The 13,675-nt window shown below is 66.0% G+C and carries 15 protein-coding genes; 7 read left to right on the top strand and 8 right to left on the bottom strand.

All coding sequences use genetic code 11. The annotated features are described in order from the left end of the window. The first annotated feature begins 347 nt into the window (after positions 1–347). Positions 348–2,291: an acetate--CoA ligase gene (gene acs, locus A3K89_RS13110; protein WP_068426587.1), complete on the top strand. Its 1,944-nt coding sequence runs from the start codon at positions 348–350 to the stop codon at positions 2,289–2,291. A 54-nt stretch (positions 2,292–2,345) separates the two neighbouring features. On the opposite strand, the gene A3K89_RS13115 is transcribed toward acs, so the two are convergent. Then, positions 2,346–3,719, bottom strand: a complete 1,374-nt coding sequence (locus tag A3K89_RS13115; RefSeq protein WP_068426589.1) for an MFS transporter — start codon at positions 3,717–3,719, stop codon at positions 2,346–2,348. A gap of 194 nt (positions 3,720–3,913) precedes the next feature. Between A3K89_RS13115 and A3K89_RS13120 the strand changes: the two genes are divergently transcribed. From A3K89_RS13120 to A3K89_RS13130, 3 genes are all read left to right on the top strand, one after another. Continuing rightward, complete coding sequence (locus tag A3K89_RS13120; RefSeq protein WP_068426592.1) at positions 3,914–4,432, top strand: phage holin family protein; 519 nt, start codon at positions 3,914–3,916, stop codon at positions 4,430–4,432. Positions 4,433–4,456: 24 nt separating this feature from the next. Next, a complete protein-coding gene (locus A3K89_RS13125) occupies positions 4,457–5,392 on the top strand; it encodes an alpha/beta fold hydrolase (RefSeq protein WP_068426593.1) in 936 nt (311 codons plus the stop codon). A gap of 81 nt (positions 5,393–5,473) precedes the next feature. After that, positions 5,474–6,652 carry an acetyl-CoA C-acyltransferase gene (locus tag A3K89_RS13130; protein ID WP_068426596.1) on the top strand — a complete coding sequence of 393 codons (1,179 nt, stop codon included), beginning with the start codon at positions 5,474–5,476 and terminating at the stop codon, positions 6,650–6,652. 61 nt (positions 6,653–6,713) lie between these two features. On the opposite strand, the gene A3K89_RS13135 is transcribed toward A3K89_RS13130, so the two are convergent. Genes A3K89_RS13135 through nth form a run of 4 tightly spaced genes read right to left on the bottom strand, consistent with a single transcriptional unit; the run spans position 6,714 to position 10,004 of the window. Next, complete coding sequence (locus tag A3K89_RS13135; protein WP_068426599.1) at positions 6,714–7,904, bottom strand: MarP family serine protease; 1,191 nt, start codon at positions 7,902–7,904, stop codon at positions 6,714–6,716. Further along, positions 7,901–8,614: an NUDIX hydrolase gene (locus A3K89_RS13140; protein ID WP_084423777.1), complete on the bottom strand. Its 714-nt coding sequence runs from the start codon at positions 8,612–8,614 to the stop codon at positions 7,901–7,903. The genes A3K89_RS13135 and A3K89_RS13140 overlap by 4 nt, the downstream gene beginning before the upstream one ends. Then, on the bottom strand, positions 8,611–9,270 hold the full coding sequence (locus tag A3K89_RS13145) for a TlpA family protein disulfide reductase (RefSeq protein ID WP_068426606.1): 660 nt from the start codon (positions 9,268–9,270) through the stop codon (positions 8,611–8,613). Before A3K89_RS13145 ends, A3K89_RS13140 begins: the two co-directional genes overlap by 4 nt. Continuing rightward, the gene (gene nth, locus A3K89_RS13150) at positions 9,267–10,004 is read right to left on the bottom strand and encodes an endonuclease III (RefSeq protein ID WP_240930947.1); all 738 of its coding nucleotides are present in this window, start codon (positions 10,002–10,004) and stop codon (positions 9,267–9,269) included. Before nth ends, A3K89_RS13145 begins: the two co-directional genes overlap by 4 nt. A 161-nt stretch (positions 10,005–10,165) precedes the next feature. On the opposite strand from nth, the gene A3K89_RS13155 reads away from it, so the two are divergent. Together A3K89_RS13155 and A3K89_RS13160 are read left to right on the top strand one after the other, a co-directional pair. Further along, a complete protein-coding gene (locus A3K89_RS13155) occupies positions 10,166–10,426 on the top strand; it encodes a hypothetical protein (protein WP_068426612.1) in 261 nt (86 codons plus the stop codon). A gap of 256 nt (positions 10,427–10,682) precedes the next feature. Further along, positions 10,683–11,357, top strand: a complete 675-nt coding sequence (locus A3K89_RS13160) for a Crp/Fnr family transcriptional regulator (RefSeq protein WP_019662947.1) — start codon at positions 10,683–10,685, stop codon at positions 11,355–11,357. Here the strand turns inward: A3K89_RS13160 and A3K89_RS13165 are convergent. Beyond that, positions 11,354–12,133, bottom strand: a complete 780-nt coding sequence (locus A3K89_RS13165; RefSeq protein WP_068426615.1) for an MBL fold metallo-hydrolase — start codon at positions 12,131–12,133, stop codon at positions 11,354–11,356. The genes A3K89_RS13160 and A3K89_RS13165 overlap by 4 nt on opposite strands. Before the next feature lie 17 nt (positions 12,134–12,150). Here A3K89_RS13165 and A3K89_RS13170 point away from each other — a divergent pair, with 17 nt between their 5' ends. Continuing rightward, positions 12,151–13,008, top strand: coding sequence for a Gfo/Idh/MocA family protein (locus A3K89_RS13170; RefSeq protein WP_068426622.1), 858 nt, complete (start codon positions 12,151–12,153; stop codon positions 13,006–13,008). A gap of 37 nt (positions 13,009–13,045) precedes the next feature. On the opposite strand, the gene A3K89_RS13175 is transcribed toward A3K89_RS13170, so the two are convergent. Together A3K89_RS13175 and A3K89_RS25760 are read right to left on the bottom strand one after the other, a co-directional pair. Next, on the bottom strand, positions 13,046–13,501 hold the full coding sequence (locus A3K89_RS13175) for a RidA family protein (RefSeq protein WP_068426624.1): 456 nt from the start codon (positions 13,499–13,501) through the stop codon (positions 13,046–13,048). Between the two features lie 3 nt (positions 13,502–13,504). Next, positions 13,505–13,672 (bottom strand): DUF4177 domain-containing protein, encoded by a 168-nt coding sequence (locus tag A3K89_RS25760; RefSeq protein ID WP_114330453.1) that lies wholly within the window; start codon positions 13,670–13,672, stop codon positions 13,505–13,507. Positions 13,673–13,675: the final 3 nt, after the last annotated feature.

The raw sequence follows: 13,675 nt of genomic DNA on the forward strand, positions 1-13,675 counted from the left end.
ACGCGGGGGCAACGATCTGAATACACAGGACTCTAGACACATCCTGAGATGACGATGTGAGCTCCCCCGCAAATTGCTGACTCACGAGTAACCACGCAACATGAACGAAACGTTTCGGCAACTCGTTTTCGACGCCGCACGGGCCCCTACGTTCGGGCCTGCCCGACGGGACGGCCCTGAATACCGCCTACCGCGTCAAACCGACCGATCGCCGCAGATCACAGGGTTGCACAGCGCTGCAACGATGCGACCGCGCTCACATGTGACTACGCTCACTAGCGCCTGCAGGCCCGTGTTCGGTGATGTGCTGAGCGGCGAAATCGACGGACGAAAGAGAGCTATTCGAGATGACGACCAGTACCTCCGGAGCCCATGAGACCGCGTCGGATTCGTATCCGCCGTCCGCGGATTTCGCGGCTCAGGCGAACGCGACCGCGGACCTGTACGCCGAGGCCGAGAAGGACCGTCTGGCGTTCTGGGCCGGGCAGGCACGCAGGCTGCACTGGCACACCCCGTTCACCGAGGTGCTCGATTGGTCCGAAGCCCCCGTCGCGAAGTGGTTCGGCGACGGCGAACTCAACGTCGCCTACAACTGCGTCGACCGGCACGTCATCGACGGGCACGGCGACCAGGTCGCGATCCACTGGGAAGGCGAGCCGGGCGATTCTCGCGATGTCACCTACTCGGATCTGCTCGCCGAGGTGTCCCAGGCCGCGAACACGTTGACCGACCTGGGACTCGTCGCCGGCGACCGCGTCGCGATTTACATGCCGATGATCCCCGAAGCGATCGTTTCCATCCTCGCGTGCGCCCGCCTCGGACTGACCCACTCGGTCGTCTTCGCCGGCTTCTCCGCCACCGCCCTGCGCTCGCGCGTCGACGACGCCGAAGCCAAACTCGTCATCACCACCGACGGCCAGTGGCGACGCGGCAAGCCCGCCCCGATCAAAGCCACCGTCGACGAAGCAGTCGACGGCGCCGCCTCCATCGAGCATGTTCTGGTCGTCAAGCGCACCGACTCCGACGTTTCCTGGACCGACGGGCGCGACCTGTGGTGGCACGACACCGTCGCCAAGGCGTCTACCGAGCACGAGGCGCAGCCGTTCCCGGCCGAGCACCCACTGTTCATCCTCTATACCTCGGGGACGACGGGTAAGCCCAAGGGCATCATCCACACCTCGGGCGGCTACCTGACGCAGACCTCGTACACCCACCACAACGTCTTCGACCACAAGGCCGGCAAGGACGTCTACTGGTGCACCGCCGACATCGGTTGGGTCACAGGGCATTCCTACATCGTGTACGGCCCGCTCTCGAACCGTGCAACTCAGGTGGTCTACGAAGGAACCCCCAATTCGCCTGACGAGCACCGGCATTGGAACGTCATCGAGAAGTACAAGGTGTCGATCTACTACACCTCCCCCACCCTCGTGCGCACATTCATGAAGTGGGGCAAGGAGATTCCCGAAGCACACGACCTGTCGACGGTCCGCTTGCTGGGTTCGGTCGGTGAACCCATCAACCCCGAAGCGTGGCGTTGGTTCCGCGACGTCGTCGGCGGCGGCACCGCACCCATCGTCGACACCTGGTGGCAGACCGAGACCGGATCGATCATGGTCTCCCCGCTCCCCGGCGTCACTGCAACCAAACCCGGCTCCGCACAGACACCGCTACCGGGCATCTCGGCGAAGATCGTCGACGACGACGCCCAGCCTCTCGGCCCCGGCGGCAACGGCTACCTCGTTCTCGACCAGCCCTGGCCGTCGATGCTCCGCGGCATCTGGGGCGACATGGATCGCTACAAGGAAACCTACTGGTCCCGCTACCCCGAGCAGGGTTGGTACTTCGCCGGTGACGGCGCCCGCTTCGACGACGACGGCGACCTGTGGGTCCTCGGCCGCGTCGACGACGTCATGAACGTCTCCGGCCACCGCATCTCCACCAGCGAGGTCGAATCCGCCCTCGTCGGGCATCACGGTGTTGCCGAAGCAGCCGTCGTCGGCGCCGCGGACGAGACCACCGGTCAGGGCATCGTGGCGTTCGTGATCCTGCGCTCCGGAGTGGAGAACACCGGCGACGACCTCATCGCCGAACTGAAAGCCGAAGTGGCCAAGGAGATCTCACCGATCGCCAAGCCACGGGAGATTTCGATCGTCCCCGAACTGCCGAAGACCCGCTCCGGCAAGATCATGCGACGCCTCCTGCGCGACGTCGCCGAAGGCCGCGACCTCGGCGACACCTCCACGCTCGTCGACCCCGCTGTCTTCGAGGCGATCAAGAAAGGCCGCTGACGCGGCTCGTGCGTGCGAATGTATAGCCCGCTATACATTCGCACGCACGTGTGTTTACACGTTCTCGAGCTGCTGATCCCTGGTCTCCCGCATGACGATCAGCGAGATCAACGTCAGTGCGGCGACGATGGCCAGGTAGACACCGACCCAGCCGACGCCGTAGGACGACACCAGCCACGTCGCGATGAACGGCGCCACCGCGGCACCGAGGATCGACGACGTGTTGTACGCGATTCCGGATCCGGTGTAGCGCACGTTCGTCGAGAAGAGCTCGGGCAGAACAGCACTCATCGGGCCGAACGTCAGACCCATCAGCGCGAGTCCGATGCACATGAACACCAGCATCCGACCCGCGGTCGCCTCCGACGGAGCGGCGAGCCAGTTGAACGACAGACCGAACACGATGATCGCCGCCGTGATGACGATCAGCGTGGGGCGACGACCGAAGCGGTCCGCGAGCCAGCCCGCGACCGGGATGAGTGCGGCGAAGAACAGCACGGCGATCAGCTGTAGTTCGAGGAAGTCGGTGTAAGGAATGCTGATCTTCGGCCCGTTGACGTCGGACACCTTGCCGGTGCCGTAGCTGACCACCCACGTCGTCATGATGTAGAAGAGCGTGTACGTCGCGAGCATGACGAACGTGCCGATGATGAGCTGACGCCAGCTGGTCTTGAAGACCTCTGCGAGCGGCGTCTTGACTTTCTGTCCACGCTGGACGGCGAGCTTGAACACCGGTGTCTCCTCGAGCTTCAGACGCACGTAGAGACCGATGATCACCATGACGGCGCTGAGCAGGAACGGGATTCGCCAGCCCCACGTGAGGAACGCGTGGTCGGTCCCGGAATTGGCCGCGTCGTAACCCGTCATCATGACGATGAGCAGGAAGATGCCGTTGGCGAAGAAGAAGCCGATCGGCGCACCGAGCTGCGGGTACATCGCAGCCCAGGCGCGCTTGCCCGGCTTCGCGGTTTCCGTCGCGAGCAGTGCTGCGCCACTCCACTCGCCGCCGAGGCCGACGCCCTGCGCGAAGCGCATCAACGCCAGCAACGCGGGCGCGAGAATGCCTGCGGCTGCGTACGTCGGTAACAGTCCGATCGCGAACGTGGCGATACCCATCGTCAGCAGCGAGCCGACGAGAGTGGCCTTGCGTCCGATTCGGTCACCGAAGTGGCCGAACAGGATCGAGCCGACGGGACGAGCGACGAAAGCGAGGCCGAACGTGGCGAACGACGCCAGCAGAGCCGTCGTGTCGTTGCCTGCCGGGAAGAACAGCTTGGGGAAGACCAGAACGGCCGCGGTGGCGTAGATGTAGAAGTCGAAGAACTCGATCGACGTCCCGACCATGGAAGCAACGACGATACGAGACCGTGGTACCTCCGGTGCCGGTGCCGTGGTGCCGTCGCCGGGAACGGCGGAGGTAGTGCTCACGGTTGTGCTCCTGAAGAGAGGGTATGTACGAGTGTGCAAATTACCTGATCACAACCTGAGAAAATCAGCGGATCCCGAATATCGGGGACATGGACGGCAGCCGCCTGAGCGCTTCCGACCTGTTCGGCACTAGTGTTACGGCAGACCGGCCGAGACCAGAATCATCAGCACCAGCAAGTGGAGGGGTCGAGAAGTTGAGCGAGACCAATCGCGGCAATGGCACTGCAGGCAACGGCACTGCATACCCGGAGGGCGTACCGAACACGATCTCGTCGATCCCTCTGTCGGACCCCGACTACCGCGCCCCGGGAACCGGCAGCATCGGCAGCCTGGTCAAGGACGCGACGACGCAGGTCTCCACTCTGGTTCGTGCCGAGGTCGAGCTCGCCAAGGCGGAGGTGACCGGTGAGATCAAGAAGGGCCTGCAGGGAAGCCTGTTCTTCATCCTCGCTCTCGCAGTCCTCATCTTCAGCGCCTTCTTCTTCTTTTTCTTCGCCGCCGAGACTCTCGACATCTGGTTGCCCCGGTGGGCTGCGTTCCTGATCGTCTTCGCCTTCATGGTTCTCGTGGCCGCGGCCCTCGCGTTCCTCGGATATCGGCGTGTGAAGAAACTGCGCAAGCCCGAGAAGACCATCGACTCGCTGAAGCAGGCGTCGACGGTTCTGCCGAACCAGCACGAGACCACGCCCGGCATCCCCGGCTACAAAAAGTAGCGACGCACGTCGCCGGGCTCGCCGATGATCCAGCCTGATCCGTCCACCGTTCGCTTCGGTGGACCGTGGATCCACCGCGACGTTCATGCCAACGGCATCCGATTTCACGTCGTCGAGACCGCCGATGCGCCGTCGGACGCCCCGCTCGTCGTTCTTCTGCACGGCTTCGCCGATTTCTGGTGGTCGTGGCGGCATCAACTGACGGCGCTGTCGAGTGCCGGTTTTCGGGCGGTGGCCGTCGACCTGCGCGGTTACGGTGACACCGACAAACCGCCTCGCGGCTACGACGGTTGGACCCTGGCCGGTGACGTCGTCGGGCTCATTCGCGCTCTCGGCTACACCAACGCGACGCTCGTGGGACACGCCGACGGCGGTCTCGTCTGTTGGGCGACTGCCGCGCTGCATCCGCGTATGACACGCGCGATCGGCCTGGTCGGGTCGCCCCACCCCATCGCGCTGCGGCACGGTGTCCTGCGTGACAAGGGTCAGCGACGCGCACTGCTGCCGTTCTTCCTGCGCTATCAGGTCCCGATCGCGCCCGAGCGCGCCTTGACCAAGGACGACGGGGCTGCCGTCGAGCGCATTCTGCGAGCTCGGACCTCCGCTTCGTGGCAGAACAGCGACGAGTTCGACGACGTCGCGACGCAGATGCGATCCGCGATTCGCATCGCCGGTGCCGCGCACTGCGCGTTGGAATATCAGCGGTGGGCGTTCCGCAGCCAGTTCCGATCCGACGGGCGCCGATTCATGCAGGCGATGGACACCACACTCGACATTCCCGTTCTGCAGATCCACGGTGAACACGATCCGTACGTGCTGCGGAAGACCGTCGCAGGCGACGCGAAGTGGGCACCGCGACGGCGTCTGCACACCGTCGTCGGCGCGGGTCACTACACGCATCAGGAAGCGCCCGACGAGGTGACGGCGGAGCTTCTGGCGCTGTGCCGCGATCAGCCCTGACGCCCCCGGGAGCTGGGCGCGTGCGAAAACGCTAGGACGCCCAAGTATTGTGCGTCTCACCGACGACCACGGGAGACGCACATGACACAGACCGTACTGATTGCGGGCGCACGCACGCCGATCGGAAAGCTTGCCGGCGCACTGGCATCGCTCAGCGCAGCGGATCTCGGCGCGCACGCGATCCGCGGCGCACTCGAGAAGGCCGGGGTCGACGCCGGATCCGTCGACGCGGTCATCATGGGCAATGTCGTGCAGGCAGGTGTCGGGCCGAACCCGGCCCGCCAGGCCGCAGCAGCCGCGTCGATCCCGCTGACGACTCCTGCGATCACGATTAACAACCTGTGCCTGTCCGGACTGCAGGCCATCATCGACGGCGACCGGCTGATCAAGTCCGGTGACGCCGACATCGTCGTCGCAGGCGGCATGGAATCGATGACCAACGCGCCCTATCTCGCCCGCGGTGCACGAACCGGATTCCGTTACGGCTCGGCGTCACTCGACGATTCCCTCGACCGCGATGCCCTCATCTGCGCGTTCGACGACGTGTCCATGGGCGAGGCCACCGACCGCTACGTGAAGGGCACCGACATCGATCGCGCCGGCCAGGACGCGTTCGCCGCTCGCTCACACGAACTCGCTGCTGCGGCGACCGAGGACGGCCGGTTCGGCGACGAGATCGTGCCCGTCGAGATCAAGAGCCGCCGCGGATCGACGACGGTCTCCGACGACGAGGGCATCCGGGCCGGCACGACCGCCGAAAGTCTCGGCAAGTTGCGTCCCGCGTTCCTCGAAGACGGCACGATCACGGCCGGGTCCGCGTCACAGCTGTCCGACGGCGCCGCCGCCGTGGTGTTGATGAGCAAGACGAAGGCCGAGGAGCTCGGCTTGGAATGGATCGCCGAGCTGGGCACGTCGGCGTTCGTCGCCGGCCCGGACACCTCGCTGCTGCACCAGCCCGCCAACGCGATCGCGAAGGCGCTCGAAAAGGATGGCGAACTGAAGGTCGGCGACCTCGACGTCGTCGAGATCAACGAGGCGTTCGCCGGTGTCGCACTCGCGACGGTCGGTCAGCTCGGCCTGGACGCCGACAAGGTGAACATTCACGGCGGCGCGATCGCTCTCGGCCATCCCGTCGGCATGTCGGGTGCGCGCCTCGCGCTCTCGCTGGCGCATTCGCTGAAGCGCCGCGGCGGTGGCGTCGGCGCTGCGGCCCTGTGCGGCGGTGGCGGTCAGGGCAACGCGCTGATTCTCCGGGCCTGACGCCGTCGTGCGTGCGAATGTACAGCGGGCTGTACATTCGCACGCACGTGCGGCGTAGCCGCTACACGATGCAGGCGCCGGTGCCGACAACGCTCGAGCTGTTGACACCACTGGCCAGTTCGTCGCCGATCTCATCGGCCGTCAGCACGAATCCGGTGTCGGGGTCGTCGACGGCCGCACCGAACACCAGTCCGAGCACCTGGCCGTCCTCGGCGACGAGCGGTCCGCCGGAGTTGCCCTGACGCACCGATCCGCGGACCGTGTACACCTGACGCTCGACGGTCCCGGTTCGATAGATGTCCGGCCCTTCCAGGTTCAGGGTTTCGCGAATGCGCGCCGGACTCGCCGTGTACGGGCCACCTCCTGGGTAGCCGAGCACGATCGCGCTCTCCCCCGACACCGCAGGCTCCGGCGAGAAGTTCATGACGGGCACGTCCAGCCCGGGGACTCGCAGGATCGCGACGTCTTCTTCGGGATCGAACAGCACGACCTCGGCGTCGTAGACCGTGCCGAGCGAATCGACGGTGACGCCTTCGGTTCCGGCCACGACGTGCGCGTTGGTCATGACGACCTGCGGTGCGACGACGAATCCGGATCCTTCGAGCGCCTTCTGGCAACTCGGTGCGACACCGGAAACCTTCAGCACGCTCTGCTGCAACTGCGCGACGAGCGGGCTCGCGGCCAGGGCCGGATCCGGCTGTTCGACGTTCGCGACCGGCGTACGCCCGAACGGCCCGATGACGTCGGGTAGCCCGGACGTGTCGAGCAGCGCCGAGAATTCCTTGGGGATCCCGCGGAGCCACTGGGGTGCGACCTCGTCGACCTTGCCGAGCACCTGCGAACTGCGCACGGCAGTGGCGACCTCGGGTTGCGACGACGACGTCAGCGGTATCGCCAGTAGCCACGCCGCGGCGAGCACGGCCGCAGCCTGCAGGACCGCGCCGACGCCGCTGTCCACGGACCGGGCACCGCGCGAATGCATTCCGCTCCGGAGCGCCCGCCCGAGAACCATCCCGGACACCTCGCCGATGATGACGAGAACCACGATGAGCGCGATGCCGACGAACACGCGCAGCCTCGTCCCGTCGACGTGCTCGAGAACGTGCGGTGCGATCAGGATGCCCGCGACAGCTCCGAGAATGACGCCCAGAAAAGCCATCGCCGACGCCACCGCGCCCTGCCGCCATCCCGAACCCGCTGCGAGCAACGCGATACCGACGACGACGATGTCGACCCAGGTCCCGCCCGTCATCGTTCCAACCCTGCGCCAACGGCAGCCAAGCTCGCCTCCAGATCGCGAATGTCGGATGTGTCCCACTCGGTTTCCCAGCCCGAGACGGCCAGAAGACCCGCAAGAATACCGCCGGTGAAGCCCCAGACGAGCATCCCGTCCACGGCGAAAGCAGGGCCCTGATACCCGGCGGGGTGCCGGACCTGAAACCGATTGTCCGGGTCGAGCAGTTCGCGCAACGGCACACGGACGACGCGTTCTGCCTCGTTGGTGTCGACGACTCCGACGCGGCTCGGCGTTCTCCAGTACGCGAGCACGGGAACGACGTCGAATCGTGACGGCGGCACGTAGATTCCAGGCATCGTCGCGAGCGGTTGCACGCCGGACGGATCGAGTCCCGTCTCTTCCTGTGCTTCGCGCAATGCGGTGGCTATCGGAGACTCGTCGCCGGGATCGGTTGCACCACCGGGGAAGGCGACCTGGCCGCTGTGTTGCCGAAGCGTCGCAGCTCGTTGAGTCAACAGGACGTCGGCGTCGGCAGGCAGTCCCCCACGAGCGGTCGGATCGGCGTCGAACGCTCCACCGAAGAGCACGAGGACAGAGGCGGGACGCGTCGGCTCGGGGCCGACGGCTTTACGTTGCAGCACGGGATTGATGCCGTCGGTGTCGGTGAGGCCGCGTTCTCCCCCGGCTGCGTCGACGACGGCTTTCAACCACTGCGGCGCGGTCACCGGGCGATTCCGAGATCGGTGCGAACGGCCTCGTCGATCTCGTCGACGCTTCGGAAAGGTTGTGGCAACACTCTGGCGACATTGCCATCCGCGTCGACGAGAATCGACACCGGTAGCACGCTCGGCGCGCCGACCGCGGCTGCTATACGGCCTGCACCGTCCTGTACACCCGGAAGGCGAACGCCGTAGTCGGCGAGCTTCGTCAACCCGTTGGCCTCGTTGCGATCCTGGTGCACGGTCAGCACGGTCAGCTCGTCCGCAACCGAGTCGGCGTATTCCTGCAGGTGCGGAAGTTCCTCCTTGCACGGTCCACACCAGTACGCCCACAGGTTGATCAGAGCGGGCTTGCCCGCGAGCGCTGCACCAAGGTCGACGCGGCTGCCGTCGCCGATGCATTCGAGTTCGACACCGGCAAGCGGGCCGGACGAGACGGCCCCGGCAGAAGGCGTCGGACATGCATCCAGGGCGGCTCGTTCCCTCAGCGGCGCAAGCGCCTGCGCAGTGTCGGCGTCGCGTCGTTCCTCGGAGATCGGGGCGCCCTGCCCCGGACCGGTCGTCGTGGTCGGTTCGTCGTTCCCCCGAGGCCAGATCGCGAACACGAGCGCGGCGACGACGACCAACGCCGCGAGGGACCACCGGCCGGCAGACGCGTTCATGACCCGCTTCCGGAAGCGGGCGTCACGCCTGACCCCGAGGGTCGTTCCGCAGGCTCCACTCCTGCCAACTCGAGAAGGTGGTCCGTCTCGGGACCCTTCACCAACGCCGCCGCAGCCACCTTGTCGACGGGTCCCAGCCCGTAGGACGGGCAGTCCTTGGCCAGAACGCAGACTCCGCACGCGGGCTTGCGGGCGTGGCAGACGCGTCGGCCGTGGAAGATCACGCGGTGCGACAAATCCGTCCATTCCTTGCGCTCGATGAGCGCGCCGACCGCATGTTCGACCTTGACCGGGTCTTCTTCCTCGGTCCACTGCCACCGTCGGACGAGCCTGCCGAAATGCGTGTCGACGGTGATGCCGGGGACGTCGAAGGCATTACCGAGCACGACGTTGGCCGTCTTGCGACCGATACCAGGAAGCGTCACGAGGTCCTTCAGATTCCCGGGCACTTCGCCGTCGAACTTCTCCAGCAGCGCCGCGCCGAGACCGATCAACGAGTTCGCCTTGTTGCGATAGAAGCCCGTCGTGCGGATGTACTCCTCCAGCTCGGTTCGGTCGGCTTCCGCGTAATCGCGGGCAGTGCGATATCTCACGAACAGAGCGGGCGTCACCATGTTGACGCGTTTGTCGGTGCATTGCGCCGAGAGGATGGTCGCGACGGCGAGTTCGAGCGGTGTGGTGAAGTCGAGTTCGCAGTAGACGTGCGGAAAAGCCCGGGCCAGCTCGCGATTCATGCGGCGAGCGCGTCGCACGAGCCCCAGTCGGGTCTCCTCGCGTTTGCGCACGTCGGGACCCGAGGCGGCAGTCGATTTCACTCCACAACTGTACGGACAAGAATCGGCAACGAATCTGCCCTGTGTTCTTATCGAGACCTTTCGGGTGTTTACTGCTCGGTATGCAAGGACTCGCCGTGGTGCTCTTTCCAGTGCTCCTGATGATGTTCGCGCTCGCCATGGAGCGTGTGGAGTTCAGATTGAGCAAGCTGGGGGTTCACGAGCAGGAAGTCCAGGAGTTCCTCGATCAGGCCAGTTCGTCCGAGGTCGCGACGCTCGCGAACGAGGGCATGCCGCACGCGCTCGACCGTTTCAACAACCGCAAGCGCCGCGCGCCCGTCGTCGACGACTCCGAGGACCTGGCCGACCAACGCGCAAGCTGACCCCCGAAAACGCGTCGAACACCCTCGTTCGACGGTGAATTCTCGGTGAATGGTCCATTACGTGCGATTTCTTCACGACGTTTCGGTGGCGCCTGCCACTCACTTCCGATCTCGGCGACGTAGACTTCACCGAGATAAATGTCATGTTTGATTACGGACATGAGTCCGGGCGTCGTGAGAGGCGCGGACTCGTGTCGCGAGAAACGCCATCGTCGGCGCGGGTGACTGGGTCGGCGACATCCCAAAAGGAGCGCAAGTGGACGACGTCCTGGCACGGGCCGGCATCTTCCAAGGAGTCGAACCCTCCGCAGTAGCGGCGCTGACCAAGCAGCTGCAGCCGGTCGACTTCCCCCGAGGACATGTGGTCTTCAACGAGGGCGAGCCCGGTGACCGGCTGTACATCATCGTCTCCGGCAAGATCAAGCTCGGACGCCGCTCCCCGGACGGACGCGAAAACCTGCTGACGATCATGGGCCCGTCGGACATGTTCGGTGAGCTGTCGATCTTCGACCCCGGCCCCCGCACGTCGACCGCGACGACGGTCACCGAGGTGCGCGCGGTCAGCATGGATCGCGACGCACTCAAGGCGTGGATCGATCAGCGTCCCGAGATCGCCGAGCAGCTGCTGCGCGTGTTGGCCCGTCGCCTGCGTCGTACCAACAACAACCTCGCCGACCTGATCTTCACGGACGTTCCCGGACGCGTCGCCAAGGCTCTGCTGCAGCTCGCTCAGCGCTTCGGCACGCAGGAAGCCGGCTCGCTGCGCGTCACGCACGACTTGACGCAGGAAGAGATCGCCCAGCTCGTCGGCGCATCGCGCGAGACCGTCAACAAGGCTCTCGCCGACTTCGCGCACCGCGGATGGCTGCGCCTCGAAGGCAAGAGCGTGCTGATCTCGGATTCCGAGCGTCTCGCTCGTCGCGCGCGCTAGTTCTCCCGTAAGTAGGTCAGCTGCGCCTTCACCGACATGCGCGCAGCTGGCCACAGCTTCTTGTCGACGTCCGCGTAGACGTGCTTGACCACCTGCATCGGCTTGGCATCGTGACCGAGCTCGTCGAGCGCCGCCTTGATCTGATCGAGCCGTTCCAGCCGGTGCTTGCGGTAGAACCGCGCCACCTCGGCAGTGTTCGCAACCTCGGCGCCGTGCCCTGGTAGCGCGATCTTGCCGTCGCCCGCGGCTTCGAGACGGTCCAGCGACGACAGGTAGTCGGCGAGCGTGCCGTCCTTCGGGTCGAGCACCGTCGTGCCGCGACCGAGGATCGTGTCGCCGGTCAGGACCGCGTCGTCGAGGACGAAGCTGAGCGAATCCGCGGTGTGCCCGGGTGTCGCCAACACGGTGATGCGAACGCCCGCAGCGTCGATCACTTCCCCGTCGGTCAGCGTCGTGCTGCCGTGAACGTACTTCTCCGACAGCGCGCGAATCGGCGCACCCGTCATCTTGTGGAACTTCTTCAGTCCGCCCGTGTGGTCCTTGTGGCGGTGGGTCACCAACACGAGCACGACGTTGCCCGTCGACGCCACCGCGTCGAGATGGTCGGTGTCCTTCGGTCCCGGATCGACGACGACGCAGTCGCCGCTCCCCGGTGCACGAAGAATCCACGTGTTGGTGCCGTCGAGCGTCATCTTGCCTGGATTGTCGGCGAGCAGAACCGCCGCGGTGTCGGTTACCTGCCGGAGCTGACCGTAGGCCGGGTGCGCGAGAGTCATAGCCGTACTTTAGGAGTATGAGAATCGGACTGGTAGGTGCAGGCCCCTGGGCGCGGTCGACGCATGGTCCCGCGCTCGCCGCGCATCCGGGCGTCGAGTTCGCCGGAGTGTGGGCGCGACGTCCCGACGCGGCTGCGGCCGTCGGAGCGCCCGTGTACGACAGTTACGACGCGTTGCTCGCCGATGTCGACGCCGTCTCGTTCGCGGTTCCGCCGGAGGTGCAGGCGCCGATGGCCGTCGCGGCAGCCGAGGCGGGCAAGCACATGCTGTTGGACAAGCCGATCGCCGCGACGCTCGACGAGGCGCGCCGGCTGGCCGACGCCGTCGGACACGCGTCGGTGCGGTCGATCGTGGCGCTGACGCGTCGGTTCGCGCCGGAGACGCGGGCATTTCTCGCGGAGACCGACGGGCGGACGTTCAGTGCCGGGTCGGGGACGTGGCTCTCGGGGGCGGTGCTGGGCGGCGAGTACTCGCTGTCCGAGTGGCGCCATCGAGACGGAGCTCTGTTCGATGTGGGACCGCACGTCTTCGATCTGCTGGACGTCGCGCTCGGTCCGATCGCCGGGGTCGCTCTGGCGCGACTCGATGCGGCGTCGGATACGTGGACCGTCGTGCTCGAGCACGACGGCGGCGCGATCAGCACCTCGTCGCTGTCACTGCGGACGCCGGTGCAGCCGTCGCTGTTTCGCGTGGAACTGAGCGGCAGCGACGGTGTCGTGTCGTTGGCGGACAGGTCGACACCCGCGACGGATTGCTTCGCGGTGCTGCTCGACGAGTTCCTGGAGTCGATCGAGTCCGGAATCGACCATCCCTGCTCGGTGCAGCGGGGTTTGCATTTGCAGAAGGTGCTCGCACACGTGAGCGCGAATACATAGAGGGCTATACATTCGCGCTCACGTGGGCCGAAGGCCCCTACACCTCGACGATCAGCTCGACCTCGACGGGCGCGTTCAGCGGCAGTTCCGCGACGCCCACCGCTGACCGGGCGTGCTTGCCCGCGTCGCCGAAGATCTCGCCGATGACGTTCGACGACCCGTTGACGACACCGGGCTGCCCGGTGAATCCAGGTGCCGACGCGACGAAGCCGACGACCTTGACGACCCGCTTGATCGCGTCGACCCCGACGAGGGCGTCGATGGCAGCCAGCGCGTTGAGGGCACAGACGCGGGCTGCCTCGGCGGCATCCTCGGCGGACACGTCGGTGCCGACCTTGCCCGTCGCGGTCAGTTCGCCTGCGACCATCGGTAGCTGTCCGGACGTGTAGACCAGCGAACCCGTCTGCACGGCCGGAATGTACGCAGCCAGAGGGGGTACGACGGACGGCAGCTCGATGCCGAGCTCGTCCAGGCGCGTCGACCAGTCAGCCATGCGTCAGACCTTCGGACGCTTGAAGTAGGCCACCAACGTGTCGCCCCCGTTGGGTCCGGACATGATGGTGACGAGTTCCCAGCCCTCGGCTCCGTAGTTGTCGAGGATCTGTTTGGTCGCGTGGATCAGGACCGGCGCGGTGAAGTATTCCCAGGTGATTCGTTCGCTCATGCG

It is taken from the genome of Rhodococcoides kyotonense, assembly GCF_001645385.1.
In the GTDB taxonomy this organism is placed as follows: Bacteria; Actinomycetota; Actinomycetes; order Mycobacteriales; family Mycobacteriaceae; genus Rhodococcoides; species Rhodococcoides kyotonensis_B.

Coding starts and splice junctions, on each gene's coding strand:
- acs (WP_068426587.1), top strand. CDS start 348: ATGACGACCAGTACCTCCGGAGCCCATGAGACCGCGTCGGATTCGTAT.
- A3K89_RS13125 (WP_068426593.1), top strand. CDS start 4,457: ATGATCCAGCCTGATCCGTCCACCGTTCGCTTCGGTGGACCGTGGATC.
- A3K89_RS13130 (WP_068426596.1), top strand. CDS start 5,474: ATGACACAGACCGTACTGATTGCGGGCGCACGCACGCCGATCGGAAAG.
- A3K89_RS13135 (WP_068426599.1), bottom strand. CDS start 7,904: ATGACGGGCGGGACCTGGGTCGACATCGTCGTCGTCGGTATCGCGTTG.
- A3K89_RS13145 (WP_068426606.1), bottom strand. CDS start 9,270: ATGAACGCGTCTGCCGGCCGGTGGTCCCTCGCGGCGTTGGTCGTCGTC.
- nth (WP_240930947.1), bottom strand. CDS start 10,004: ATGAATCGCGAGCTGGCCCGGGCTTTTCCGCACGTCTACTGCGAACTC.
- A3K89_RS13155 (WP_068426612.1), top strand. CDS start 10,166: ATGCAAGGACTCGCCGTGGTGCTCTTTCCAGTGCTCCTGATGATGTTC.
- A3K89_RS13165 (WP_068426615.1), bottom strand. CDS start 12,133: ATGACTCTCGCGCACCCGGCCTACGGTCAGCTCCGGCAGGTAACCGAC.
- A3K89_RS13170 (WP_068426622.1), top strand. CDS start 12,151: ATGAGAATCGGACTGGTAGGTGCAGGCCCCTGGGCGCGGTCGACGCAT.
- A3K89_RS13175 (WP_068426624.1), bottom strand. CDS start 13,501: ATGGCTGACTGGTCGACGCGCCTGGACGAGCTCGGCATCGAGCTGCCG.
- A3K89_RS25760 (WP_114330453.1), bottom strand. CDS start 13,672: ATGAGCGAACGAATCACCTGGGAATACTTCACCGCGCCGGTCCTGATC.